This is a genomic window from Rhizobium anhuiense (assembly GCF_003985145.1).
Classification (GTDB): domain Bacteria; phylum Pseudomonadota; class Alphaproteobacteria; order Rhizobiales; family Rhizobiaceae; genus Rhizobium; species Rhizobium anhuiense.
In genome coordinates this window covers 113,018-138,845 of sequence record NZ_ML133522.1, presented here as the reverse complement: position 1 = coordinate 138,845, position 25,828 = coordinate 113,018, and the positions used below count along the sequence as shown (strand labels likewise).

At 62.0% G+C, this 25,828-nt stretch carries 25 protein-coding genes; 12 read left to right on the top strand and 13 right to left on the bottom strand.

Annotated elements, in window-relative coordinates; translation table 11 throughout:
- Nucleotides 1–131: 131 nt before the first annotated feature.
- Entirely contained in the window at nt 132–1,625 is a 1,494-nt protein-coding gene (glpK, locus tag EEQ99_RS06730; RefSeq protein WP_063474492.1) for a glycerol kinase GlpK, read from the bottom strand.
- Nucleotides 1,626–1,783: 158 nt separating this feature from the next.
- On the opposite strand from glpK, the gene EEQ99_RS06725 reads away from it, so the two are divergent.
- The 4 genes from EEQ99_RS06725 (at nt 1,784) to xdhC (ending at nt 7,400) form a co-directional block, all read left to right on the top strand.
- Complete coding sequence (locus tag EEQ99_RS06725) at nt 1,784–2,560, top strand: 3-hydroxybutyrate dehydrogenase (RefSeq protein WP_063474491.1); 777 nt, start codon at nt 1,784–1,786, stop codon at nt 2,558–2,560.
- 28 nt (nt 2,561–2,588) lie between these two features.
- Nucleotides 2,589–4,055 carry a xanthine dehydrogenase small subunit gene (gene xdhA / locus EEQ99_RS06720; RefSeq protein WP_127430171.1) on the top strand — a complete coding sequence of 489 codons (1,467 nt, stop codon included), beginning with the start codon at nt 2,589–2,591 and terminating at the stop codon, nt 4,053–4,055.
- A 79-nt stretch (nt 4,056–4,134) separates the two neighbouring features.
- Entirely contained in the window at nt 4,135–6,474 is a 2,340-nt protein-coding gene (xdhB, locus tag EEQ99_RS06715) for a xanthine dehydrogenase molybdopterin binding subunit (RefSeq protein ID WP_063474489.1), read from the top strand.
- A 107-nt stretch (nt 6,475–6,581) separates the two neighbouring features.
- A complete protein-coding gene (gene xdhC, locus EEQ99_RS06710) occupies nt 6,582–7,400 on the top strand; it encodes a xanthine dehydrogenase accessory protein XdhC (RefSeq protein ID WP_063474488.1) in 819 nt (272 codons plus the stop codon).
- On the opposite strand, the gene EEQ99_RS06705 is transcribed toward xdhC, so the two are convergent.
- Nucleotides 7,373–7,564, bottom strand: coding sequence for a hypothetical protein (locus tag EEQ99_RS06705; protein ID WP_047611388.1), 192 nt, complete (start codon nt 7,562–7,564; stop codon nt 7,373–7,375). The genes xdhC and EEQ99_RS06705 overlap by 28 nt on opposite strands.
- Nucleotides 7,565–7,665: 101 nt before the next feature.
- Here EEQ99_RS06705 and EEQ99_RS06700 point away from each other — a divergent pair, with 101 nt between their 5' ends.
- Nucleotides 7,666–8,562 (top strand): LysR substrate-binding domain-containing protein, encoded by an 897-nt coding sequence (locus EEQ99_RS06700; RefSeq protein WP_063474487.1) that lies wholly within the window; start codon nt 7,666–7,668, stop codon nt 8,560–8,562.
- 87 nt (nt 8,563–8,649) lie between these two features.
- Here EEQ99_RS06700 and EEQ99_RS06695 read toward each other — a convergent pair whose 3' ends face one another.
- Together EEQ99_RS06695 and EEQ99_RS06690 are read right to left on the bottom strand one after the other, a co-directional pair.
- Entirely contained in the window at nt 8,650–8,982 is a 333-nt protein-coding gene (locus EEQ99_RS06695) for a hypothetical protein (RefSeq protein WP_018243137.1), read from the bottom strand.
- A gap of 164 nt (nt 8,983–9,146) precedes the next feature.
- Nucleotides 9,147–9,833 (bottom strand): Type 1 glutamine amidotransferase-like domain-containing protein, encoded by a 687-nt coding sequence (locus EEQ99_RS06690; RefSeq protein ID WP_063474486.1) that lies wholly within the window; start codon nt 9,831–9,833, stop codon nt 9,147–9,149.
- A gap of 115 nt (nt 9,834–9,948) precedes the next feature.
- Between EEQ99_RS06690 and puuD the strand changes: the two genes are divergently transcribed.
- The 3 genes from puuD to EEQ99_RS06675 all read left to right on the top strand — a co-directional run bounded on the left by puuD (nt 9,949) and on the right by EEQ99_RS06675 (nt 13,759).
- Nucleotides 9,949–11,187 carry a urate hydroxylase PuuD gene (gene puuD / locus EEQ99_RS06685; RefSeq protein WP_063474485.1) on the top strand — a complete coding sequence of 413 codons (1,239 nt, stop codon included), beginning with the start codon at nt 9,949–9,951 and terminating at the stop codon, nt 11,185–11,187.
- Nucleotides 11,184–12,494: a guanine deaminase gene (gene guaD / locus EEQ99_RS06680; RefSeq protein ID WP_063474484.1), complete on the top strand. Its 1,311-nt coding sequence runs from the start codon at nt 11,184–11,186 to the stop codon at nt 12,492–12,494. The genes puuD and guaD overlap by 4 nt, the downstream gene beginning before the upstream one ends.
- Nucleotides 12,495–12,616: 122 nt before the next feature.
- Complete coding sequence (locus tag EEQ99_RS06675; RefSeq protein ID WP_063474483.1) at nt 12,617–13,759, top strand: alpha-hydroxy acid oxidase; 1,143 nt, start codon at nt 12,617–12,619, stop codon at nt 13,757–13,759.
- Between the two features lie 221 nt (nt 13,760–13,980).
- Here the strand turns inward: EEQ99_RS06675 and EEQ99_RS06670 are convergent, their stop codons facing one another.
- From EEQ99_RS06670 to EEQ99_RS06660, 3 genes are read right to left on the bottom strand one after another with little or no spacing between them, the layout of a single operon-like run.
- Complete coding sequence (locus EEQ99_RS06670) at nt 13,981–14,421, bottom strand: hypothetical protein (RefSeq protein WP_063474482.1); 441 nt, start codon at nt 14,419–14,421, stop codon at nt 13,981–13,983.
- Nucleotides 14,418–15,746, bottom strand: a complete 1,329-nt coding sequence (locus EEQ99_RS06665) for a phosphatase PAP2/dual specificity phosphatase family protein (RefSeq protein WP_127430170.1) — start codon at nt 15,744–15,746, stop codon at nt 14,418–14,420. The genes EEQ99_RS06670 and EEQ99_RS06665 overlap by 4 nt, the downstream gene beginning before the upstream one ends.
- 9 nt (nt 15,747–15,755) lie before the next feature.
- A complete protein-coding gene (locus tag EEQ99_RS06660; RefSeq protein WP_063474480.1) occupies nt 15,756–17,540 on the bottom strand; it encodes a bifunctional alpha/beta hydrolase/class I SAM-dependent methyltransferase in 1,785 nt (594 codons plus the stop codon).
- A gap of 201 nt (nt 17,541–17,741) precedes the next feature.
- On the opposite strand from EEQ99_RS06660, the gene EEQ99_RS06655 reads away from it, so the two are divergent.
- The 4 genes from EEQ99_RS06655 (at nt 17,742) to EEQ99_RS06640 (ending at nt 21,983) form a co-directional block, all read left to right on the top strand.
- On the top strand, nt 17,742–18,353 hold the full coding sequence (locus EEQ99_RS06655; protein ID WP_063474479.1) for a CDP-alcohol phosphatidyltransferase family protein: 612 nt from the start codon (nt 17,742–17,744) through the stop codon (nt 18,351–18,353).
- 95 nt (nt 18,354–18,448) lie between these two features.
- Nucleotides 18,449–19,588: a PspA/IM30 family protein gene (locus EEQ99_RS06650; RefSeq protein WP_373289053.1), complete on the top strand. Its 1,140-nt coding sequence runs from the start codon at nt 18,449–18,451 to the stop codon at nt 19,586–19,588.
- A gap of 5 nt (nt 19,589–19,593) precedes the next feature.
- Entirely contained in the window at nt 19,594–20,241 is a 648-nt protein-coding gene (locus EEQ99_RS06645) for an OB-fold-containig protein (protein ID WP_063474478.1), read from the top strand.
- Nucleotides 20,238–21,983, top strand: a complete 1,746-nt coding sequence (locus tag EEQ99_RS06640) for a flotillin family protein (protein ID WP_063474477.1) — start codon at nt 20,238–20,240, stop codon at nt 21,981–21,983. The genes EEQ99_RS06645 and EEQ99_RS06640 overlap by 4 nt, the downstream gene beginning before the upstream one ends.
- A 120-nt stretch (nt 21,984–22,103) precedes the next feature.
- Here the strand turns inward: EEQ99_RS06640 and EEQ99_RS06635 are convergent, their stop codons facing one another.
- The 6 genes from EEQ99_RS06635 to puuE all read right to left on the bottom strand — a co-directional run bounded on the left by EEQ99_RS06635 (nt 22,104) and on the right by puuE (nt 25,758).
- On the bottom strand, nt 22,104–22,844 hold the full coding sequence (locus tag EEQ99_RS06635; RefSeq protein ID WP_127430169.1) for a metallophosphoesterase family protein: 741 nt from the start codon (nt 22,842–22,844) through the stop codon (nt 22,104–22,106).
- A 273-nt stretch (nt 22,845–23,117) separates the two neighbouring features.
- Entirely contained in the window at nt 23,118–23,474 is a 357-nt protein-coding gene (gene uraH / locus EEQ99_RS06620) for a hydroxyisourate hydrolase (RefSeq protein WP_063474475.1), read from the bottom strand.
- A complete protein-coding gene (locus tag EEQ99_RS06615) occupies nt 23,471–23,971 on the bottom strand; it encodes an ureidoglycolate lyase (protein ID WP_028758999.1) in 501 nt (166 codons plus the stop codon). The genes uraH and EEQ99_RS06615 overlap by 4 nt, the downstream gene beginning before the upstream one ends.
- Nucleotides 23,972–23,975: 4 nt before the next feature.
- Nucleotides 23,976–24,338 (bottom strand): HepT-like ribonuclease domain-containing protein, encoded by a 363-nt coding sequence (locus EEQ99_RS06610; RefSeq protein WP_047611413.1) that lies wholly within the window; start codon nt 24,336–24,338, stop codon nt 23,976–23,978.
- On the bottom strand, nt 24,335–24,835 hold the full coding sequence (gene uraD / locus EEQ99_RS06605) for a 2-oxo-4-hydroxy-4-carboxy-5-ureidoimidazoline decarboxylase (RefSeq protein ID WP_028758997.1): 501 nt from the start codon (nt 24,833–24,835) through the stop codon (nt 24,335–24,337). The genes EEQ99_RS06610 and uraD overlap by 4 nt, the downstream gene beginning before the upstream one ends.
- Entirely contained in the window at nt 24,835–25,758 is a 924-nt protein-coding gene (gene puuE / locus EEQ99_RS06600) for an allantoinase PuuE (protein ID WP_063474474.1), read from the bottom strand. The genes uraD and puuE overlap by 1 nt, the downstream gene beginning before the upstream one ends.
- Between the last annotated feature and the right edge of the window lie 70 nt (nt 25,759–25,828).

Sequence of the window (25,828 nt, the reverse complement as noted above, 5' to 3'; positions counted from 1 at the left end):
AGTACCGCCTTGACCGACAGCGCGCATCAAAAAATTATGGGCGGAGATTCGTGATCTCCGGAGCACGGGCGGCGCCGTAGCTGAAGAATAGCGGTGCATCTCCTGGGACGAACGGAACTACATCCCGCTGATCACCCCTCGCTCAAGGTCCGCTTGACCGCGTTCTTCCAGCCCTTGAGCTTTGCCGCCCGCAGCTTCTCATCCATATCGGGCTCGAACCGCCGATCCCGCTTCCACCTCGCCGAAAAACCGTCCTTGTCCGGCCACACCCCTGCCCGGCTGCCGGCGAGCCAGGCGGCCCCCAGCGCCGTCGTCTCGAGAATGACCGGGCGGTCGACCGGGGCATCGAGCAGGTCGGCAAGGCGCTGCATCGTCCAGGTTGAAGCGACCATGCCGCCGTCGACGCGCAGCACCGTGTCTTCCGTGCCGTTCTTCCAGTCCTTTTGCATGGCGTCGAGCAGGTCACGGGTCTGGTAGCAGACGGCTTCCAGTGCCGCCCGGGAGAGCTCCGCCGGACCGCTGTTGCGCGTCAGCCCGAAAATTGCACCGCGCGCCTTGGCATCCCAGTGCGGCGCGCCGAGGCCGGTGAAGGCGGGCACGAGATAGACTTCCTGTGTCGGATCGGCCTTTTCGGCCAGCGCGTTGGTTTCGGCGGCGCTGTCGATGATGCCGAGCCCGTCCCGCAGCCATTGCACGGCGGCACCCGCGATAAAGATCGAACCCTCCAGCGCATAGGTCGTCTCGCCGTTCAGGCGATAGGCGATGGTGGTCAGCAGCCGGTTTCTGGAACGCACCATATCGGCGCCGGTGTTGAGCAGTGCGAAACAGCCGGTGCCGTAAGTCGATTTCATCATGCCCGGCGCAAAACACGCCTGGCCGATGGTCGCCGCCTGCTGGTCACCGGCAACACCGAGAATCGGGATCGCTGCACCGAAGATGTCGGGATTGACCGTGCCGAAATCGGCGGCGCAATCCTTGACCTCCGGCAGCATGGCGGCCGGCACCCTCAGAATGTCGAGCAGATCCTCGTCCCACGCATTTTCGGCAATATTGTACATCAGCGTGCGCGAGGCATTGGTGGCATCGGTGACGAAGCTCTTGCCACCCGTCAGCCGCCAGATCAGGAAAGTGTCGATCGTGCCGAAGCAGAGATCGCCCCTGGCGGCGCGTGCCCGCGCGCCCTTTACGTTAGCCAGCATCCAGGAAAGCTTCGTGCCGGAAAAATAGGGATCGAGGATCAGGCCGGTCTTCTTGGTGAACAGCCGCTCCAGATCCTGCCTTTTCAGATTGTCGCAATAGCTTGCCGTGCGCCGGTCCTGCCAGACGATGGCATTCTGGATCGGTCGCCCTGTTTCGCGCTCCCAGACGACGACGGTCTCGCGCTGGTTGGTGATGCCGAGTGCTGCGAGATCCTTGGCCTCGATCCCGGCGTCGCGCAACGCCATGTGGACGGTGGAGACGACCGAATCCCAGATTTCCTCGGGATCATGCTCGACCCAGCCGGAACGCGGATAGATCTGGGTGAATTCCTTCTGGCCCTTGCCGGCGATACGCATATCGCCGTCAAAGACGATCGCCCGCGTCGATGTCGTTCCCTGATCGATCGCCAGAACATATCCGCTCATGAAAACCCTCCCTCAACATGTCAATTGTCGAGGCAAATCAATAGGACACGGATGCGGGCGAGAAAAGCGAATAAAGCGGAATTGCCAGCCCGACGGCTTTGGGCATAACCTCGCAAATAACGCTGCAACGCAGCATCGCGATTTCAGGAGTGAAAAGCATGAGCAGAACAGTCGTCGTCACCGGCTCCACCAGCGGCATCGGCCTTGCGATCGCCACGGCCTTCGCCGAAATGGGCGACAACGTCGTCATCAACGGCTTCGGAAAGGCCGATGAAATCAAGGCGATCGTCGAGCGGCTTGAATCATTGTCCAAAGGCCGGGCGATCTATCATCCGGCCGACATGACGAAGCCCGCCGAGATCGCCGACCTGATCGAAACGGCTGACAAGACCTTCGACACCGTCGACGTCCTGGTCAACAATGCCGGCATCCAGCATGTCGAGAAGATCGAGGATTTCCCGGTCGAAAAATGGGATCAGATCATCGCGATCAATCTGTCGAGCTCCTTTCATACCATGCGCGCCGCGATCCCGCTGATGAAGGCCAGGAAGTACGGCCGCATCATCAACATCGCCTCGGCCCACGGGCTCGTCGCCTCCCCCTTCAAATCCGCCTATGTCGCGGCAAAACATGGTATATTAGGCCTGACGAAGACGGCAGCACTTGAACTTGCCGAATTCGGCGTGACCGTAAACGCCATCTGCCCCGGCTATGTGCTGACACCGCTCGTCGAGAAGCAGATCCCGGATACCGCCAAAGCCCGCGGCATGACCGAGGAGCAGGTGAAGAGCGAAGTCATCCTCAAGGCGCAGCCGACGCGTGAATTCGTCAAGGCCGAGGAAATCGGTGCACTGTCGCTCTACCTCGCCAGCGACGCGGCCCGCCAGGTGACCGGAACGCATATCTCGATTGACGGTGGCTGGACGGCGGCTTAACCATTTGGAAAAAATAACCGGGAATATCATGAACGACAGCATCCGCTTCATCCTGAATGGCGAGGACATCACGCTCACCGATGTCAGGCCGACCGAGACGCTTCTCGATTTTCTGCGGTTGAAGCGACGGCTGACAGGCACCAAGGAAGGATGTGCGGAAGGCGATTGCGGCGCCTGCACCGTGCTCGTCGGGCGGCTTGCCGACGGTAAGCTCGCCTATGAATCCGTCAATGCCTGCATCCGTTTCATCGGTTCACTGCACGCCACCCATGTGGTGACGGTCGAGCATCTCGCCGGCAGGGACGGCGCGCTGCATCCGGTGCAACAGGCATTGGTCGATTGTCACGGCTCGCAATGCGGCTTCTGTACCCCGGGCTTCGTCATGTCGCTCTATGGCCTGTGGCTGACCAGGGAAAACCCCAGCCGCTACGAGATCGAAAAGGCGCTGCAAGGCAACCTCTGTCGTTGCACCGGCTATGAGCCGATCGTCAAGGCTGCCGAGCAGGTGAGCCTGATGCGGCCAAGCACCCTCTTCGATCCGCTGGAACGGACGCGATCCGAAATCGTCGCCCGGCTCTGGGCGATGCAGGCGAGCGGCACGATCCGGATTGCCAATGGCGACGACCGGCTGATCGTGCCGGCTTCGGTCCAGGCGCTCGCCGAAGTCCTCTCGCAGGAGCCTGATACGATTATCGTCGCCGGCGCGACGGATGTCGGCCTCTGGGTGACGAAGCAGATGCGCAGGCTGAGCCCGGTGGTTTTCATCAGCCACCTCAGCGAATTGCAGTCGGTTGGGGAAGGCGAGGATGGCATCACCATCGGCGCCGGCGTCAGTTACACCAAGGCTTTCGAGGCGATCTCCAAGAAAATCCCCGCGCTCGGGCGGCTGATCGACCGCATCGGCGGCGAGCAGGTGCGCAATATGGGCACGATCGGCGGCAATATCGCAAACGGTTCGCCGATCGGCGATAGCCCACCGCCGCTGATCGCGCTCGGCGCGACGCTGACGCTGCGGTCCCTGCAAGGCCAGCGCAGAATGCCGCTCGAGGATTTCTTCATCGCCTATGGCAAGCAGGACCGGAAACCCGGCGAATTCGTCGAAAGCGTTTTTGTGCCCTATCCGGCAGCAACCAGCCGCTTTGCCGCCTACAAGATCACCAAGCGTCGCGACGAGGACATCACCGCCGTGCTCGGCGCCTTCCTGCTGACGCTCGACGATGCCGAGATGATCACCGATATCCGCATCGCCTACGGCGGCATGGCGGCAACGCCGAAACGCGCCCGCACGGTGGAGGCCGAACTGATCGGCAAACCATGGACGGAAGCGACGATCGAGGCGGCCCGTCCCGCCTTCGACGCCGATTACCAGCCGCTGACCGACTGGCGCGCCTCGGCGGAATACCGCCAGCTGACGGCAAAGAACCTGCTGACGCGGTTCTACCTCGAGACCGTCGGCGCGCCGGCGGAACTGAAGCGGTTCGAGGAGGTGGCGTGATGGAAAGATTGACCGTCGGCGCTGAGCCGCGAGCGCCCGGAGCATCGGCTGCGGGCAATCTCTCGACAGGGAGGCGCTAATGGACAAGTCCACCTTCGACGACCGCAAGGTTATCATATCAGGCCCGATGCACGGCGCGCTGCGGCATGATTCCGCGCATAAGCACGTCACTGGAACCGCCGATTATATCGACGACATTCCGGAACCCGCAGGCCTGCTGCACGGCGCCCTCGGCCTCTCCGACCGGGCGCATGCCGAAATCGCCGGCATCGACCTTTCCGCCGTCGCCGCCTATCCCGGCGTCGTATGGGTCTTCACCGGCAAGGACGTGCCCGGCGTCAACGACGTCAGCTCGAACGGCAGCCATGACGAGCCGCTGCTGGCCGAAACTTTAGTTCAGTTCCACGGCCAGCCGATCTTTGCCGTCATCGCCGAAACGCGCGACGCTGCCCGCCGCGCCGCGCGGCTGGCAAAGATCGACTATCGCGACCTGCAGCACTGGAGCGATATCGATGGTGCGCTCGCCAATGGCAGCCCGCTGGTCATCACCCCGATGACGCTCAGGCGCGGCGAGCCGGAAACGGAAATGACCAATGCCGCCATGCGTCTGAAAGGTCAGATGCGCATCGGCGGACAGGAGCATTTCTACCTCGAAGGCCATATCGCCGTAGCGATCCCCGGCGAGGACGACGAGGTCACCGTCTGGTCCTCGACGCAGCATCCGAGTGAGATCCAGCACATCGTCGGCCATGTGCTCGATATCCCGTCCAACGCCGTGACCGTTAATGTGCGCCGCATGGGCGGCGGCTTCGGCGGCAAGGAGACGCAGGGCAATCAGTTCGCAGCACTCGCCGCCATCGCCGCCAAGAAGCTCGGCCGCGCGGTCAAGTTCCGCCCGGACCGCGACGAGGACATGAGCGCCACCGGCAAGCGCCACGATTTCCTCGTCGATTACGAACTCGGCTTCGACGCCGAAGGTCGCATCCACGCGGTCGACGCGACCTATGCGGCCCGCTGCGGCTTCTCCTCCGACCTCTCCGGACCGGTGACCGACCGCGCCCTCTTCCATGCTGATTCCAGCTACTTCTACCCCCATGTGCATCTGGTCTCGAAACCGCTGAAAACGCACACCGTTTCCAACACCGCCTTCCGCGGTTTCGGCGGGCCGCAGGGCATGCTCGGCGCCGAGCGCTTCATCGAGGAGATCGCCTATGCCCTCGGCAAGGATCCTCTCGACGTCCGCAAGCGGAATTTTTACGGCCAGCCGGGCTCCGGGCGCACGCTCACCCCTTACCATCAGGAGGTCGAGGACAATGTCATCGCCCGCGTCGTCGAGGAGCTGGAAGAGACCGCCGGATACCAGGCGCGGCGCAACGCCATCATCGCCTTCAACCGCGACAGCCGCTATATCAGAAAGGGCATCGCGCTGACGCCGGTCAAATTCGGCATCTCCTTCACCATGACCGCCTTCAACCAGGCCGGCGCCCTCGTCCACATCTATCAGGACGGCTCGATCCATCTGAATCATGGCGGCACCGAAATGGGCCAGGGCCTCTACACCAAGGTGGCGCAGGTGCTGGCCGACAGCTTCCAGGTCGATATCGACAGGGTGAAGATCACCGCGACGACAACGGCCAAGGTGCCGAACACCTCGGCGACGGCGGCCTCCTCCGGCTCGGATTTGAACGGCATGGCAGCCTTCGACGCCGCCCGCCAGATCAAGGAACGGCTGGTGGCGTTTGCTGCCGAAAAATGGGATGTGGCGCCTTCCGACATCGTCTTCCTGCCGAACCGGGTGCGCGCCGGCGAGATCGAGATTCCCTTTCCCGATTTCATCAAGCAGGCCTATTTCGCCCGCGTCCAGCTTTCCGCCGCCGGCTTCTACAAGACGCCGAAGATCCACTGGGACCGCAAGGCCGGCCGCGGCACGCCCTTCTATTATTTCGCCTACGGCGCCTCCTGCACCGAGGTGTCGATCGACACGCTGACGGGCGAATATCTGATCGACCGTACCGACATCCTCCACGATGTCGGTCGCTCGCTGAATCCGGCGATCGATATGGGCCAGGTCGAAGGCGCCTTCGTGCAGGGCCTGGGCTGGCTGACGACGGAAGAACTCTGGTGGGACGACAAGGGCCGGCTGCGCACTCACGCCCCCTCGACCTACAAGATTCCGCTCGCCTCCGACCGTCCAAAGATCTTCAACGTGCGCCTCGCCGAATGGTCGGAGAACGCTGAGGCCACCATCGGTCGCTCCAAGGCGGTCGGCGAACCACCCTTCATGCTGGCGATCTCGGTGCTGGAGGCACTGTCGATGGCGGTGGCGAGTGTGGCCAACTACAAGGTCTGCCCGAGGCTGGATGCGCCGGCGACGCCCGAGCGGGTACTGATGGCAGTCGAGCGGATGAAGCGGGTGTAGGAGATGCGAATGCGTCCCGCTTGTTTATTGGCCTCGGCGGCTGATCGGGGCGGGCAGAGAGACTGGAACCGCCGTGAGACACCCACGAACCTACCGGTCATTCACCCATGACCGCCATCCGCCGCTTCCTCGCCGCCCACCCGGACAGCATCCTCATCGACATCACCGGCACACAAGGTTCGACCCCGCGTGAGGTGGGCGCTTTCATGCTGGTCTCGCAAACCGCCTTATGGGGCACGATCGGCGGCGGCCGGTTCGAGTTCATGGCGATCGGCAATGCGCGAGACATGCTGGCGGGAACCGGCGGGATGGCGGAGATGGATATCCCGCTCGGGCCCGACATCGGCCAATGCTGCGGCGGGCGCACGCAATTGCGGTTTCGCCGGGTGACACAGGCGGTTGCCGAAGAAATCGAAGTCAGGCTTGCCGGCGAGACCGAGCGTCTGCCGGAGGTCTATCTCTTCGGCGCCGGTCATGTCGGTCGGGCGCTGGCCGCGGCCTTGGCGCCGTTGCCGCTGTCAATCACGGTCGTCGAGACGCGGCAGGAAGAAATCACCAGCCTGCCTCCCGAAACGAAGACGCGGCTCGTGCCGATGCCGGAAGCGCTGGTGAAGGATGTTGCGGCCGGCGGCGCGCTGGTCATCCTGACGCACGACCATGCGCTGGATTTCCTCATCGCCCGCGAGGCGCTGGAACGGACCGACCTCGCCTATATCGGCATGATCGGCTCGGCGACGAAGCGCGCCACGTTCGTAAGCTGGCTTTCCCGCGAGGGCGGCGGAGAACGTGGCTGGACAGAACGCCTGACGCTGCCGATCGGCGGCTCGGCGGTCAGGGACAAGCGCCCTGAGGTGATCGCCGCCATGACCGCCGCCGAAATCCTGACGGCGCTTGCGGTCTACCGCATGCGTTCGTCCTCGCAGTAGGGATCGCGCCCGTCGAGGAAACCGAGATCACGCTTGACGCGATCCGGCGCCGTGTCGAGATCGAGGCTGGGCATGCGCCAGATCCGCGCCAGCTGGCCGCCGATGCGCCGGAAAATTCCGATGGTCGGCTGCGGCGGGCTTTGTTCGATAGCATAGCAATCCATGACATCACCTCAATAGTTTGATGGTATGAGTTGCAGTTTGCAGCTAAAAATGCTGCAATTCCAATCGAACGACCGTCTGCATGCATCAAGAGAACTTATCCATGAAACTTTCCAAGCAATTTCCACTGAATGCGCTGCGCGTCTTCGAGACCGCTGCCCGGCTCGGAAGTTTCACCAAGGCAGGCGACGAACTCGGTATGACGCAGACGGCCGTTAGCTACCAGATCAAGCTGTTGGAGGAGAATGTCGGCGAGCCGCTCTTCCTGCGCCGTCCCCGCCAGATCGCGCTGACGGAGACCGGCGAGCGACTGGCGCCGAAGGTAACCGAAGCCTTTGCCATGCTGCACGACGCGATGGCGACGGCCCGCGACAGCGTCGAAGGCACGCTCGCCATCAGCTCGACCCATACCTTCGCCTCGAAATGGCTGGCGCCGCGCCTCGGCTCTTTCCACTTGAAGCATCCGGCGATCGCGGTGCGCTTTCAGGCAAGCTCTGACATCATCGATTTCACCCGCGAGCAGATCGATGTCGGCATCCGCTGGGGCGACGGCAACTGGCCGGGGCTGACACTGCACCGGCTGATGGGGCTGGAGTTCACGCCGATGCTGAGCCCGAAGCTGGCGGAAGCGGCCGGCGGCATCAAGGAGCCGCGCGATCTCCTGAAGCTCGATCTCTTCGACGCCGGCGATATCTGGTGGAAACAATGGTTCGAGGCAGCCGGCGTCACGGAGACGGATCTCGATCGGCGCCCGCGCAACCAGCTTGGCTCCCAGGCCGTGGAAGCCGATGCGGCCATCGCCGGCCATGGCGTCGCCATCCTCCATCCGGCCTTCTATGAGGCCGAGATCACGCTCGGCCGGCTCTACCAGCCCTTCGAACTGACCCGCAGCGACGGCAAGGCCTACTGGCTCGCCTACCCCGAAAACCGTCGCAACGTGCCGAAGATCAAGGCCTTCCGCAACTGGATCCTCGAGGAGATGAAGGCAGCCGGAAATTGATGCACGCCGCCTGAATTGTGCGGTGATTTTCTGACGACGCCATGCCGGACCCGGTTCGCGAGCCGGGTCCGGTGCTGTGGTCCGCCTTCAATATCCCATTTCCGGCGCATAAAAACAGCGCGGCGTATCCTCGTTCGGGAACAGACAGAGATGATAGTCGTTATCGCCGGATTGCATCGCCTTCGTCATCGGCAGCAGGAAGACATGAGCATGCGTGACCAACCGGTGGTCGCCAGGCATCAACGTCACACGATATCCGCCCGGCGTCACCGCCACGCTTTTCGAAGGGATCATCTGGCAATCGCCATTATGACTGTCGCCGTTGCAACAATAGGGGTCATAACTCCACCCCGAAGGTGCGTCGTGGGCCGTCGCCAACGACGCATACGCAATCATCACACACGTCAGAATGCTGCGCATGGGCATCTTCTCCGTCGATGAATGCGCCGCCGATGATCCAACGGTTCTTATTTTATTCCGGCGGCCTGCAAAAATAATTGTAATCGAGTCGTCGTAGTTCAAGGTCTGCTATTTTAGCAGGCGCAGTATAAGTCAGGGATAATGCACAGTCTTCTCGGCAGCTTTTAGGCACGCGACAGCAGATCGGCGATACGACCGTGATCGGCGGCTTCGGCATAACCGTCGAAAATCATCAGCGGAGCGCCGAAGATCTCGACGAGCCCATTGCTGATGATGACTCCTTCACCATCCCGGCACGCAAGAATGGGGGTCGCCGTCGTCTCACTATAGCGCAGCAGCGCGGAGAAATAGCCGGGATCATCATCGAGATGCGGGAAGAATTCGAAGGGCAGCATATTGAGAGCCGCGCCATCCCGCACCGTATTGGGCGAACCGCCAGAAAAGAGGGCGTCGACAGCGATTGTCGGCGTCATCAAAATCGCCCCGGCGCTAGTTCCGATAAGAATTCCGTCATTCAGTGCCCATGCGCGCAACTTGTCCAGCATGCCGCTTTGGCGCAGCCTTCTCAGAAAATCGCCGGTGTGGCCGCCGGAAAGATGAATGGCGTCACAGGAGAACAGCCGGCTGATCTCCTCATCGCCGGAGAGCGCATCGAGATCGACAAAGAGATCAAGCGAAAGCCCATACTTGGCGTAATATTGCCGTTTCTCATCAAAAAACGCGCGCTCCGGGTCTGGACCCGACGCGATATAGCCGATGCGGTTTCCGCGAGCGCGGACGAGTGCTGCAATCCTGCGGTCCATCGGCGCGTTTTCGGCGATGAGCTGATCGCTGTAGAGGGCGGTGATCATTCCCTTGCTCCTTTGGCGCGCCGGGTCGTCGCGCGTGTGCAGTCCTTCAATCTCCTCTTCCCTCCCCGCCAAAATTTCCGCAATGTCACGAGTCGGAGGAAGATAGGGGAACTCGATGTATGAATATGCCATAGCATGGGAATGGTTCGCCTTCGCGGCGCGCTGGTTTCATGTCATCACCGCGATCGCCTGGATCGGATCGTCCTTTTATTTCATCGCGCTCGATCTCGGACTGGTGAAACGCCCGCATCTGCCGCCCGGCGCTTATGGCGAGGAGTGGCAGGTCCATGGCGGCGGCTTCTACCATATCCAGAAATATCTGGTGGCGCCCGCTCAGATGCCCGAGCATCTGACCTGGTTCAAATATGAGAGCTATTTCACCTGGCTTTCCGGCTTCCTGATGCTGTGCATCGTCTATTACGGCGGCGCCGATCTCTTCCTGATCGACCGGCATGTGCTCGATATCAGTGCGCCCGTCGCGATCCTGATCTCGCTGGCGTCGCTGGCGCTCGGCTGGGTCGTCTACGATGTGCTTTGCAAATCCCCGCTTGGGCGGCACACCTGGGGTTTGATGGCGGTGCTCTATATCGTGCTCGTCTTCATGGCCTGGGGCTATACACAGCTTTTCACCGGCCGCGCCGCCTTCCTGCATCTCGGCGCCTTCACCGCGACGATCATGTCGGCCAACGTCTTCATGATCATCATCCCGAACCAGAAGATCGTCGTCGCCGATCTCATCGCCGGGCGCACGCCCGACCCCAAATACGGGCAGGTCGCCAAGCAGCGCTCGCTGCACAACAACTACCTGACGCTGCCCGTCATCTTCTTCATGCTGTCGAACCACTATCCGCTGGCCTTCGGCACGCAGTTCAACTGGGTGATCGCCGCCCTGGTCTTCCTGATGGGCGTCACCATCCGCCACTGGTTCAATACCACGCATGCCAGGAAAGGCCGGCCGACCTGGACCTGGATCGTCACCGTCATCCTCTTCATCCTGATCATGTGGCTTTCGACCGCGCCGAAGCTGCTGACCGGCGAAACGGATGCGGCAGCAGTCGCGCCCGCCTTCCAGCAATTCGCCGGCGACCCGCATTTTCCCGCCGTCAAGCAACTGGTGTCGACGCGCTGTTCCATGTGCCATGCCGCCGAGCCGGTTTATGAGGGCATCGTGCGACCGCCAAAGGGCGTAATCCTTGAAAACGACGCCGAAATCGCCGCCCATGCCCGTGAAATCTATATACAGGCCGGCCGCAGCCATGCCATGCCGCCCGGCAACATCACCGACATCACGCCGGACGAGCGCAAGCTGCTCGTCGCCTGGTTCGAAAACGCAGTCGAAGGCAAGAAACAATGACGACGACACTCCTGCGCGGCCGCCTGCTGTCCTTCCATCGCGCGCCGCTGAGCCTGACCGACAGCCAAAGCTATCTCTATGAGGAAGATGGCGGCCTGCTGATTACGGACGGGCTGATCTCGGCAATCGGCCCCTATGCCGATGTCAAGGCAAAGGCAGCCGCTGATGTGGCCGAGATCGACCACCGCCCGCATCTGATCATGCCCGGCTTCATCGACATGCACCTGCATTTTCCGCAGATGCAGGTGATCGCCTCCTATGCCGCCAACCTGCTCGAATGGCTGAACACCTATACTTTTCCCGAGGAATGCCGCTTCGTCGAAAGCAGGCATGCTGAAAGGATCGCCACGCATTTCTACGACGAGCTGATCCGCCACGGCACGACGACGGCGGTTGCCTATTGCTCCGTGCACAAGACCTCGGCCGACGCCTTCTTCGCCGAGGCGATGAAGCGCAACATGCGCATGGTCGGCGGCAAGGTGATGATGGACCGCAATGCCCCGCAGGGCCTGCTCGACACCCCCGAAATGGGCTATGACGAAACCCGCCAGGTGATATCGGACTGGCACGGCAAGGGCCGCAATCACGTCGCCATTACCCCGCGCTTCGCCATCACCTCGACACCGGCGCAGATGGAAGCGACATCGGCCCTGGCCCGTGAATTTCCCGACCTGCACATCCAGACGCATCTTTCGGAAAACCACGACGAGATCAAATTCACCTGCGAGCTTTATCCCGAGGCGCTCGATTATACCGACATCTACGCCCGCTACGGCCTGCTCGGGGCGAAAAGCCTCTTTGGCCATGCCATCCACCTGTCCGAGCGCGAGGCCGATGCCATGAGCGAGGCGGGCGCCGTCGCCGTCCACTGCCCGACCTCGAACCTCTTCCTCGGCTCGGGCCTGTTTCCGCTGAAGGCGCTGGCGCGGCGCCAAAAGCCGGTCCGTATCGGCGTCGCCACCGATATCGGCGGCGGCTCCAGCTATTCGATGCTCAGGACGATGGACGAGGCCTATAAGATCCAGCAGTTGCTTGGCGAACGGCTGAACCCGCTGGAAAGCTATTACCTGATGACGCGCGGCAATGCCGAAGCGCTGTCGCTGACAGACCGAATCGGCACCATGGAACCTGGCACCGAAGCCGATCTCGTCGTGCTCGATGCGACGGCGACACCGGCCATGGCGCTGAAGATGGAGGTGGTGAAGACGCTGCCCGAGGAGCTATTCCTGCTGCAGACGATGGGCGACGACCGGGCGATTGCCGAGACCTATGTTGCAGGTGTGGCGCTGAAGGCGGGACTTCGATAACGCGCGCCGTTGCTCTCGAAATCGGTCCGTGAAAAGCTGCCTCACACGGCCAATTTCCCATAACACTGCCGCCAAATTCATGTTATGGCCGATGGCCGCATTCAGATGTGAAGGTTCAATTCATGGCCACCCCGCTCACCATCGCCGACCTGAAAAAACTCGCACAGCGCCGCGTGCCGAAGATGTTCTTCGACTATGCGGATTCGGGCGCCTGGACGGAATCGACCTACGCGGCGAATGAGAGCGATTTCAGTCAGATCAAGCTGCGTCAGCGGGTGATGGTCGACATGACCGACCGCACGCTGGCAACGACGATGGTTGGCCAGAAAGTGTCGATGCCGGTGGCTCTGGCGCCGACGGGCCTGACCGGCATGCAGCATGCCGACGGCGAGATGCTGGCGGCGCGCGCCGCCGAAGAATTCGGTGTTCCCTTCACGCTCTCGACGATGAGCATCTGCTCGATCGAGGATGTCGCTTCGGTGACGACCCGCCCCTTCTGGTTCCAGCTCTACGTGATGAGGGACAAGGATTTCGTCCTCAACCTCATCAACCGCGCCAAGGCGGCCAAATGCTCGGCGCTGGTGCTGACGGCCGATCTGCAGATCCTTGGCCAGCGCCACAAGGATCTGCGCAACGGCCTGTCGGCGCCGCCGAAATTCACGCCGAAGCATATCTGGCAGATGGCGACCCGGCCCTTCTGGTGCCTTGAGATGCTGCAGACCAAGCGCCGCACCTTCGGCAATATCGTCGGCCATGCGAAGAATGTTTCCGACCTCTCGTCCCTCTCCTCCTGGACGGCCGAACAGTTCGATCCGCGGCTGTCTTGGGCGGATGTCGCCTGGATCAAGGAACAATGGGGCGGACCGCTGATCATCAAGGGCATACTCGATCCGGAGGATGCGAAGGCAGCCGCCGATACCGGTGCCGATGCGATCGTCGTCTCCAATCATGGCGGTCGGCAGCTAGACGGCGCCTCCTCCTCGATCAGCATGCTGCCGAAGATCGTCGACGCCGTCGGCGACCGTATCGAGGTCCATCTCGACGGCGGCATCCGCTCTGGCCAGGACGTGCTGAAGGCCGTGGCGCTCGGCGCCAAAGGCACCTATATCGGCCGCCCCTTCCTCTACGGCCTCGGCGCCATGGGCAAGGAAGGCGTGGCGCTGGCGCTCGGCATCATCCGCAAGGAGATGGACATCACCATGGCGCTCTGCGGCAAGCGCGACATCAACGACGTGAATTCGTCGATCATCGACGGACGGCAGTGAAGCTGCTGGAGAAGCCAGCTGAGAGCGGTTCAACTTTTCATGGAAACGCAAAACCGCTCTAAGCTCTTGTTTTGACGCAATTCCGGACGGAATACCGCTTCGCACTTTTCCTGGAATTGCTCTAGAAGGGTCACGGATCCCGGAATCGCCGTCGCGATTGGCGCGCGCAAGACCTGCCGGACACGTGCCGGAGCGCTTGCATCAATCGCCTGCCGTCATATTCAGCAGAGCGGCTGCCCATCGGTCGCATCGAGCACCAGGATCGCGAAAATCACGAGACAGATGGCGAGCGCAAAACGCTGCCGCCAGACGATGCGACGCGATCCGGCAATCCGCCTCTCGAGCCCAGACGGTGTCCCGTCAGGCTTGCGAAGCCGCATGCGGGACAACAGGTCGTCGACGGCAGCAAGACCGGCCGTCTCGGTCTCGTGGCTCGCCGCGAGGCGAAACAACAGCGCATCGAAGAGAAGATGGATCGCCAGCGCAAGAACAATCACGCAGAAAACCAGCATCAAGAGCCAGCCGAACTGTGGAACGAAGCCTCGATATTCGGCAGTGATCGGGCCGACAATCAGTGGCAACAGTGCCGTCAGCCCGCAGAAGATCGAATTACGGCCGAGATTTCGCGCCGCCGCCGAGGCCGTGCTATTCCACTGCGTCATTGCACGCCCTCCGTCACGGCATGGATACTTTCCGCGGGCAGATGAACACGCCGCCCCGCCCGTTCGATCAGCCGCACTGCTTCGGCCGGATCTTCGCAACGTCGGCTGATGAGCAGCCAACGCACGATGACGCAAGCGCTCCGCTGGAAACCTAGCGCACAGCAGACGAGAACCGGTCCCTGCTCGCGCGCAGCCTCGACGAGGTTCGCCGCGGCGAGCGTCTGGATCTTGTCGAGGGCGGTAAGATCAAGGGTGGGAAAGCTGCACCAGCGCGCGCGTGTCGCGCCGGGGCGCTGAAGTTCGCCGGTAATGTCGATCACCGTGGCAAAACGGTCGGCCTCGTAGCGACGCGGAAAACGACCGAGATGGACGCCGTCGGCGATCGCCACCGACGCCGGCATTCCCCGGGTCCAGAGCCAAATATTGATGTGAGCGCCGAGCCGGTAGGGTGCCAGCAGCCAGCGGCTGGCAAGGGTGGCCCGGCCATCGACGCGTTTCTGGAATATCTGCGGGCCGGCGCCGAGATATCCGAGCGAGACGATCGCCAGCGCAACAGCCGGCCAGAGCAACAGCAGGGCCGCGGCCGATAGAGGTGTGCAGAGCGTTGCAAGGCCGAGAAATGCGATGGCGCCGCATAGATAATAGATGCCGAGGCGACGCGACTTCGGATCGCCGCTCATCGCAAAATTCGCGAGAGGCGAACCGGCATCGCGCGGAAAAAGCCAGGCGGCAAACAGGCCGAGCAGCATGCCGGTCGGTATGTCGATGACGTGATGCTGCCACGTGGTCAGCACGGAGGCACCGATCAGGAGGCACCAGAAGTGCCACAGAATCCGTGCCTTGCGCGGCAGCCGGCCGCGCAGATGGTCCCAGATCACAACCAGGAGCGCGATATGCAGCGACGGCGCCTGGTTGAACGGCTTATCGAAGCCGCCGAGCACGGCGAACATGAAACTGGGCAGGCCGCTCGTTGCCGGCCGCACGAAGGTCGCTTCAAGCGGAAACGCGACAAAGCAGGCGACGGCTATTATCTGGATCGTTAGATAACGCCTCGCCAGCATATCCACACCGCGCGGCGTCGTGTTGATGAACAGGCAGAGTGCATAGAACAGATTGATCGACCAATAGGGAATGATCGTCCATCCGAGGAACGGAATGGCGCTTTCCCATGCGAAGGCGACGTTCGGCACATGAGCGCGCTGCGACGCCAGCCAATTGGCGCCGCCATAGCTCAGATAGAAGAACGGTCCCAGGAAGGCGAGCCAGAGCGCCGCCCGCTTCTGGACCGGTGCTGCCCGGGAAAAAGGTGAACGTGCCTTCTCCACGCTTTGCCCTCAAACTCGCTCGGCCAACGAGACAGTGAAAATGCCCCACTGGTCGATGCGCTGTTCGATCTTGCGGAAACCGGCTGCGGCGACCAGTTGGTCCATTTCCTCTTGCGTCCGCCGCCGCATCACCCACGCCTCGCCGCCGCGGTGGGAGGTCAGGGCGCGGGCAATCATCTCCAATTGTGGATGCCATGGCTGGTTGGTGTAGACTAGCAGACCACCGGGCCGCATCGCGCGGGCGATCCCGTTGAGGGAAGCGGCGATCATCGCATTGTCGGAAAACAGCTCGTAAAGGCCGGAGACGATCGCGAGATCCGGAGCCGGCGTGGTTGCTGCCAGCCCCTCGCCATCAAAGGCATCCTGCTGGCGGAAGTTGACGAAATCGCCCAGTCCACGTGCGGCAATGCTGTTGCGGCCGGCATCGACGTTAATGGGGGAATAGTCCTGCAGCCGCGCACTGTCGGGACGCACGGCAGCCGCCTCGATCGCATCAAGCACATAACGGCCGTGCCCGGCCGCTATGTCGAGCATATGGGTGCTGCGGCCGGCTGCTTTCAGGCGCTGCAGCGCGCGGTCGATCAGCTCCTGCAAGTGCAGCTTTCGCTGCCTGATACCGCGCCAGCCGATCGCCTCGAGGAACACCTTGTCGATCAAACGCCCGCCGGGACCGAGCCCGCGCGGCTTGTTCTCGTAGACGTAGTCGAGCGTCGAGCCGGAATCAAAGCCGGTCTTGACCCCGGTCTTGATGCCCTCGGACACCAAGGCGCCGATCTTGATGTTGAGGCGGCTGAGCGCCCAGTAGATGCCACGTGGGGATGTCGCGTCCAGCGGGCTCGCAAGCCGGTCGGCCTCGTCCTTTGTATAGCCCTGGATATGGGCGTTGCGAAGGTCGGCAGGTGCCCGGGGCTCGGCAAAACGCGCATCTATAAAACGGCGGACCTCGGCGAGCGCAATCGCGCGGTCCTTTTCGCCAAGCGTATCATGGTAGAAGCCGGCAAGCACATGCCGTTCCTTGATCCGGCTGCCGAGGTTTTCGTAAAACCGGTGCTGCGGCGCCTGTCGCACCACCCAGTCGCTGCCGGAGATCAGCAGTTGGGTCGGGACGGTGATGGCGCGGGCGTCGCCGACGACGCGGGCTGCCGCCTCATAGAGCTGCACCAGGATGTTGGAGGCAATCGGCCTAGATATCAATGGGTCGGTTTCGTAGGAGGCGATGCGCTCGGGATCATGCGTCAGGAACCTCGCCTTGACATAGGAATTGACGAAGAATGTACCTTTGAGCTTTTCCCAGAACGCGATGCCTTCTTTGGCAAAAGGCACGTAGAGCTTGACGCTGAAGGCCGGCGAGGCAAGCACGAGCGCACGGATCGGCGGCGCATAGTCGTGCACCCAGGTGCTGGCGAGGACCGCGCCGACACTCTGCGCAATGACGGCGATGTCTTCGACTGAAGTACCGCTTGTCTCGCTGACATGGCGGACGAAGCAATCGAGATCATGCGCCGAGGCAGCAAAGGATGGAGAATAGCCGCGCTCTCCCGGTGAACGCCCATGGCCGCGTGCGTCCCAGGCGTAGAAGGAAAAATCATCGAGACCGAGTTCGGTGGCGAGATGAGCGACGCGGCCACTATGCTCGTGGCCGCGATGGAGAAGAATGATCACGCCCTTCGGTGCAGCGCTCGTCGAAGGCCACGCCCGATAAAACAGCCGAGTGCCATCATGCGATGCGAATTCTGATTCATGCATTGGTCTGGCCGTCGAGGACGGTTGCCCACTATCGGCAGTTTGCAGCACGCTCTTCTCCAATTCTGATGGGTGGATAGGTTGCATCCATTGGCGAGCACAGTGATTTGCTTTCATTGCAAAAGTCTAGTTGCAAATGTAAGTCCTTTGCATGAACCGATATGAAGTGCGGCCTTCCTCACAGCTGCGACGATCTGCACTGCCCGAGCCGGGATAGACTGTTCAAATGCCACGAAATTCCAATGAGGTAGCATGTCTGTTTATCAATTGAAGTCCCGATTTCAGAATATTCTTCGCCCTCTGGTGCGCTCCCTCGCGGCGCGAGGCGTCACCGCCAATCAGGTGACTTCAGTTGCCGCCGCCGTCTCGGTTGCATTGGGCCTTTTTCTGAGCGTCGCCCCGCTTCCGCACTGGTTCCTGCTGGTGCCGGTATGGTTTCTCCTGCGCATGGGCCTCAACGCCATCGACGGCATGCTCGCGCGCGAACATGGGCAGAAGAGCATTTTAGGCGCCTATCTGAACGAGATCGGTGATGTCGTGTCGGATGTCGCCCTGTATTTGCCGTTTGCGCTCATCGATCCGAACGGCTTGGTGCCGGCGTTATCAGTCATATTCCTCTCGGCGCTGACGGAATTTGCCGGCGTTCTGGGTCAAACGGTCGGGGCAAGCCGGCGTTACGACGGGCCGCTGGGCAAGAGCGACCGCGCGGTGCTTTTCGGCGCGCTCGGCATCTTTGTCGCGGTTGGCGGTACGTTTGCAGCATGGACTTCGTGGCTCTGGGCGGTGGTGGCTCTCCTTCTCATATGGACCATCATCAACCGTATCAGCGCCGGTATTCGCGAGGCGCATACCGCCGCCCGATAGGACGCTGCCTCTCCTTCTAACGCCATGTTAAGCTTAGGTTGTATTTTTAGCACAACCCCTTGAAAGCACCAAAGCGGTGCTTTATGTTTTATCCTATGGCGAACACAGGCAAGACACCGCACCTATCGCTGCTGCGCTACACGCTGGCGCCTGATGAACAGGCCCGGCAGGCGCTGGACGATACTCTTGCCGCCTATCGCAGGATGATCGACATCCTGAACGAACGCATCGACGACAGGGCGGGCGCCAATCTCGTCCTCCTGCATGAACTTGCCTATGAAACCGTCCGCGAGCAGACGGGGCTGCCGGCGCGGCTGGTGACACTCGGTCTTCGCGATTTCGCCGCCAATCGCGGCGCGAGTGCCGATCCCCCGCTTCTGCCGCTCGACGACAAGCTTTTCGCCATCAAAGGCCCCGCGGATCTAACGATCGCCACAGTGCACGGGCGCGTTGCCGTACCCTTTGATGTCGCGGGCTATTCCAGGGGATGGGAGAGTATTTTTCCGGCCTATCTTGTGGCCGGCCAGGATCGTTACGAGATTCACATCGGCGTCACGCCGAATTCCGCTCGGATGGAGGAAAACATGACGAATGAAGGCATTCTTTCCCGCATGGGCCGCCTGATCGCGGGCATCGCGAATGCGGCGGTCGACAAGGCGGAAGGCGTCAACAAGATCGCCGTCATCGAACAGGCGATCCGCGAGATCGATGCGGCAGCGGATGAGGCCCGCACCGATCTCGGCAAGGCGCGTGCCGAGGAATATCGCATCCAGAGCCGCAAGGACGAGATCGTCGGAGACATGAACGCGCTCGACCAGAAGATCCGCCTCGCCGTCTCTTCCGGGCGCGATGATCTGGCAAAGGCCGGCGTCGCCCGGCAGATCGATCTCGAATCCCAGATCGCGGCGCTCGACAAGGCGTTGGCCGATGCCAGGGAGCAGCTGGACGAGGGCCAGAAAGCCCTTCAGGCCGTGCTCGCCACGCGCCGCGAGGCGGACGCCCGCCTTGCCGATTTCAAGCGCAGCATCGCCAGGCATCCCGAAGACGCCGCAGCAGGTCACAGCCGGCCCGCGCCGGGCGCCGATGCTGCCCGGGCTGCGGCGGCGGTGTCGCGGCTGACCGGTGTTCCATCAGGCGAGCACGCCCATAGTTCGGAGCTGGACGAACTCGACCGCTTGCACCGCGAACAGGCGATCGAAGCGCGCCTCGCACGCTTCAAGGCGGATAACCGGTAACGGCGATGGCACTTCTCTTCGCCCCCGAATGTGCCCCCTTCGCCATCGCCGCCGCGGTCCTCGCCGGCCTGACCGCGATCGAGATGCTCGCGACCGTCATGGGTTTTTCGATCATGGAATTTCTAGGAAAACCGGATTTCCATGGCCATGACGGGTTTGCGGGCTACCTGTCCTGGCTCAATCTCGGCGGTGTTCCCCTGCTCATCCTCATCATGCTGGCGCTCGGCTTCTTCGCCATGACGGGCTTTGCCATACAGGCCGTCGCCAATGCTTTCTGGGCACCGCTTCCCGCCACCGTCGCCGCTCTTCCCGCCATCTTGGTTGCCATCCCCATGGTCAGGGCGTCGAGCAGGACCGTGGCGCGGCTCGTGCCGCATGACGAGACCTATGCCGTCGATCTCGACGCGCTCATCGGCCGGACGGCCGAAGTATCGCTCGGCCCGCTCGATCAGGGGCTGCCAGGACGCGTCCGCGTCAAGGACCAGCATGGAAACTGGCACGTGCTGAGAGCCAAGGCCGCCAGAGATCAGGAGCCTCTGAAGGTCGGCACCGAGGTTCTCCTCGTCGACCGCACGGCAGATGTATATATCGCCATTCCCGCACTGGCCGACCCGACCGATGCGGACAATCAATCTTTGAGGGACCAGCAATGATATACGACGTTATTCTACCAGCCGGCATTGGGATTGTTCTGATCTTCGGCATCGGTTTTGTCCTCGCCTCTCTTTACACACGCTCCAGCCGCGATGAGGCCTATGTGCGCACCGGCCTCGGTGGCCAGAAGGTCGTGCTCGACGGCGGTTCGGTCGTCCTGCCGATCTTCCACTCGATCGCCAGGGTCAATTTGAAGACGCTGCGGCTCGAAGTTCGCCGCGGTGAAGGTGATGCGCTGATCACCAAGGACCGCATGCGCGTCGATATCGGCGCCGAGTTCTATGTGCGCGTAAAACCCGATGCCTCCTCGATTGCGCTTGCCGCCCAGACGCTCGGCAACCGGACCAATGATGCCGAGGCGCTTCGCATCCTGATCGAAGCGAAATTCGTCGACGGCCTTCGCTCGGTGGCCGCGACGATGAACCTCGACGCGCTGCAGGAACAGCGCATGGATTTCGTCAAGGCCGTGCAGGAAGCCGTCGGCGCCGATCTCCAGTCGAACGGCCTCGAGCTCGAATCCGTGTCGCTGACCCGCCTCGACCAGACCGATATCAAGCATTTCAACGCCAACAACTTCTTCGATGCGCAAGGTCTCGCCGCATTGACCCGCATCACCGAGGGACGCAAGAAGGAGCGAAACGAGATCGTTCGCGATACCGAAGTCGCCATCGCCCAGAAGGATCTCGAGGCCCGCCAGCAATCGCTGACCATCGAGCGGACGAAGCGGGAAGCCGAGCTCAGCCAGGAACGCGACATCGCCAACAAATCCGCGGCGACACGCGCCGAAACCGCGCAGCAGGAACAGGCCGCCAAACGCGCCGAAGAGGAAGCCCGCATCGCCTCCGAACAGGCGATCGCTGAACGCGAGGCATCCGCCAAGCAGGCCCGCGAAAGCGCCAACATCGATTCCGCCCGCGCCGTCCAGCAGCGCGACACCGAAGCCAAGCGTGATCTGCAGATCGTGGCGCAGGAGAGCGCCATCGCCGTTGCCAACAAGAGCCGCGAAGAATCCGAAGCGAAGGCAGCTGCGGAAGCGGCCCGCGCGCTGGCGATAGCGGCGGAGGAAAAGGTCGGCACCGCCAAGGCGATCGAGATCGCCGAACGCGAAAGGCAGATCGCCGTCATCGACGCGCGCAAGAAGGCCGAGACGGAAGCAACCGCCGTCACCGTCGGCGCCGAGGCCGAAAAACAGGCGGCAAGCGACCAGGCCGAGGCCATCAAGACGCTTGCGACCGCCGAAGCGGATGCGGCCATCATCAAGGCCAAGGGTATTCTCGAAACCGGCAAGGCCGCTGCCGAGAGCGAGGCATTGCTTAACGACGCCCGCAACAAGTTGAGCGCTGCCATCATCGAGTTCGAGATCACCCGCGAGCGTATCCGCATCATTCCCGAAGCACTCGCCGAGGCGGTCAAGCCGATCGAGAAGATCTCCGATATCAGGATCTTCGATACCGGCGGCATGCTCGGCCGCGGAAACGGCGCGACCGGAGGAACCGGCATCGGCCTCGGCGAAGGACTGGCAGGCCAGCTCCTCTCCTATCAGGCCAACAAACCGATCCTCGACAAATTGTTGAAGGAGGCCGGCTTCGAGGGCGACGACGCCATCTCGTCCCTCCTTGGAAATCTCGATGGCGCAAAACCGGCAAGACCGGCAATACCTGCCGCAGCCCCGGTAAAGCCGGCAACACCGGCTGCAGCCCCGGCAAAGCCGATCGTCCCCCCGGCACCAAAGGAGAAATGATCGCCGCGCTGACGGGTCTGGACTAGATCAGGCCGGTTCGGCCTAAAATCTGAATCCTGTTCTAAATTAAATAGTTAGCGCACGATGCCGAAAGCCGTTCACACTTTTCGGCATCGTGCTCTATCTCACCCAACCCGCTGCTAGCGCGCCTGCCAAGTCGGCACGGCCCCTTTCGGCGGCCAGTGCCGACATCGCCTTATGGTCATAGGCGACGGCTCGGAACTGCCATGTCCATCCGGTCGCCGTCTTTTCCAGAATGGCATAGCTGGCCAGCGGATGACCGGCCTCCACCTTGTGGTAATAGGGCAGTTCGTCGTCATAGGCCGGGCAGCCGACGCTGCCGGGATTGACGATGAGGCGGCCGTCGGAAAGCATGATAGCTCGGGGAATGTGACTGTGACCGCAGAGGATCAGCGGCAGGTCGACGCCCTCCGCCAGCGCCTCGATCGCTTCGATCGGTTTCTGGAAGACGAAGCCCTCCGGGGAAACCGATTCCAGCCAGTAGAGATTGTCGTCCTTCGGCGTCGCATGGCAGAGATAGACCTCGCCGCGATAGACGGTATCGAACGGCAGGCTACGCACCCAATCGAGATGCGACGACGACAATTGCCGATAGGCGGCGGCATCCGAGGCATGCATGGAAGCCGGATCCTGTTCGATGAGGTAGCGGTCGTGATTGCCGCGAACCGAGGTCAGGCTAAGCGGCATCAGCAGGTCTGCCGTCTTGCCCGCCTCGAGCGGTCCGCTGAAGAAATCGCCGAGATTGACGATCTCATCGATGCCCTGCGCACGAATATCCGCAAGCACCGCCTCCAACGCCAGATGGTTGCCGTGGATATCCGCAATTGCCGCAAACCGCATTTTTAGAGCCTTTCCTGGTCAGATTGAAGCATTCTGCCGGAGCAGGTTTTCGTCAGGGCAGAGGCGATTGGCGAAGGGCATACCTCTTGGTACGTCCGAGCCGATCGCCTTTGATCCTGGCGGAAAGATGCCCAGCCCTTCGGGTTGGCTGAAACGGGCCGGCTGATCGACCGGCCGGCTTGGCCGTAGAGCTGGGCTACGACGCGCGCCGGCCGGTCGACCATCCAACTCCGTTTGAGCCAACAGAATGCTTCAATCTGACCAGGAAAGGCTCTAACTCCCTCGATAGGTGGAATAGCCATAGGGCGAAATCAGCAGCGGCACATGGTAGTGCGCCGTGACATCGGCGATACCGAAGCGGATCGGCACGATGTCGAGGAAGGCAGGATGCGGCAGCGGCGTGCCGCTCGCCCTCAGATAGTCGCCAGCATGGAAGACCAGTTCATAAATGCCGGCCCGGAAGCCTTCGCCAACCAGGATGGGGCCACCGGCGACCCGGCCGTCGGCATTGGTCTCGACCGTCTTCAGATGTCTGCGGATCTCGCCGTCGAGCTGGAAAAGATCGATCCTCAGACCCTCGGCAGGCTTGCCGAGGGCGGTGTCGAGAACATGCGTGGTCAGTCCGGTCATGGGGCTGGCTCTTTGATGATGTAAGGGGTTTCGAAGAAGAATTCTTCCAGATTATTGCCCGTCCCATCGCGGTCGACAACCAGGAAATCTGAGGCTTGGCCGAGCACCATCAGCGGATGATGCCAGACGTTGCGGCGGTAGTTCACGCCCTGATCGCCACGCGCCAGAAACACCTGCGGCCTGTGCGGACGGCCGTTCTCGTCCTCGGAAACGACGACGAGAAAGGAACGGCCAGAGACCGGCGAGAAACTCTGGCTGCCGAATGGGTGCCGCTCCATCATGGTGATTTCATAGGGGAAGGCACGCGGCTGGCCACGAAAGAGGTTGATGATGACGCGTGCGCCTTCGCCTGTCGCTTCAGCGGCGGCCAGCGCGTGAAAACGCTCCGTCGTGCCGCCATTGATGAGCCGCATCGAGGCCGGATCGGCTTCGATCACCTCGCCGAAGGGTGCGAAGGCGGATTTGGTGAGCGGGCGGATCTCGAGAAATTCGGACATGGCTTCACTCGCCTTGGGCATGCCAGTAACGGACAGCGTCGATCGCGGAAAGAAGTTCCGGCAGCGTGCGATACGTCGCCTCCCAGATTTCGGAGGGATTGAGATCGAAGACGTCCTCGAGAATGCGATTGCCCGTGCCACAGATTTTCGTCCATGGCAGGTCGGGATGCTCGGTCGCAAATTCCGGATGTGTGACGAGCAGGCGGGACGCCGCAGCACCGATGGTGAAGTGGCAGAAGGCAACCGCCTTGAAGGTGAGCTTGTCCCCGGCGAACGCCGCCTCATCCATTCCGCCGACGAAAGACAGCGCTTCGGATGCTGCCTCATACATCTCGTTGAGATAATCGATAGCGCGCCGCTCTTTCATTCAGCCTCCGGCAGCATCGATGTCAGCCGTAGCAGCGCGATCCGCTCGACCTGCGCCGTCGCGGTCGCAAATTCCTCGTCCCGATCGTTGCCGATGCGAGTTTCGAACGCCGACAGGATGTCGTCTTTGCCGAGCCCCTTGACGGCGATGATGAAGGGAAAGCCGAATTTTTCGACATAGGCCGAATTGAGTTCGGTGAAGCGGCCGTGTTCGGCCGGGCTCAGCCGGTCGAGACCGGCGCCGGCCTGCTCCTTCCGGCTGTCTTCGGTGAGTTCGCCTGCTATGGCGAGGCGCCCGGCAAGATCGGGATGAGCCAGCAGCACGCCGAGACGCTCCTCTCGGCTTGCCGCCCGGAAGACGGCCACAAGGGCCGCATGCACGCCTGATGCCGTCAGCGGCGCCGGCAGGTGGCCGGCGTCATAGGCGCGCTCGGCAATAAAAGGCGAATGTTCGAAGACGCCGCCGAAGCGGGAGACAAAATCCTCGCGCGACATCATCAGAGCGCATCCGGCTGATGATGCTTGTGCCAGTGCTCGGCGATCTCAATGCGGCGCGGAATCCAGACCTTGTCGTGCTTCAGCACATATTCGATGAACCGCTTCAGTGCCGCCGCCCGGCCCGGGCGCCCGACGAGACGGCAATGCAGGCCGACTGACATCATCTTCGGGCTGCTCGCCTTGCCTTCCTCATAAAGCGTATCGAAGGCATCCTTCAGATAGGTGAAGAACTGATCGCCGGCGTTGAAGCCCTGCGGCGTCGCAAACCGCATGTCGTTGGTTTCGAGCGTATAGGGGATGATCAAGAAGGGTTTCCCGTCGACGCCCTTCACCCAATAAGGCAGGTCGTCGGCATAGGAATCGGAGGAATAGAGAAAACCGCCCTCCTCCTGCACCAGCCGAAGCGTATTGTCGGAAGGCTTGCCCTGATACATGCCGTAAGGCCGCTCACCGGTGAGTTCGGTGTGCAGCCGCACGGCTTCGAGGATATGCTTGCGCTCCAGATCTTCAGGAAAATCCTTGTATTCCAGCCAGCGGTAGCCGTGGCTGGCAATTTCCCAACCGGCCTCCTTCATCGCGGCGACGGCCTCGGGGTTGCGGGCCATTGCCAGCGTCACGCCGTAGACGGTCGCCTGCACCTTGAGATCGGTGAACATCCGCCAAAGCCGCCAGAAGCCGGCACGCGAACCATACTCGTAGATCGATTCCATGTTGAGGTTGCGCTGCCCAGGCCAGGCGGCTGCGCCGACGATTTCCGACAGCAGGTTTTCGGAAGCCGGATCGCCGTCAAGGATCGAACTCTCGCCGCCCTCCTCGTAGTTGATGACGAACTGCACGGCGACGCGTGCCTCGTCCGGCCATTTCGGATCGGGCGTCAAACGCCCATAACCGACAAGATTGCGCGGATAGGTCTCGGATACCATCAAATCACCTTCTGAAAAGACGGGGAACGGTAGCATCCGCAGCCGGAATGTCGAGACGGAAACTGCGCAA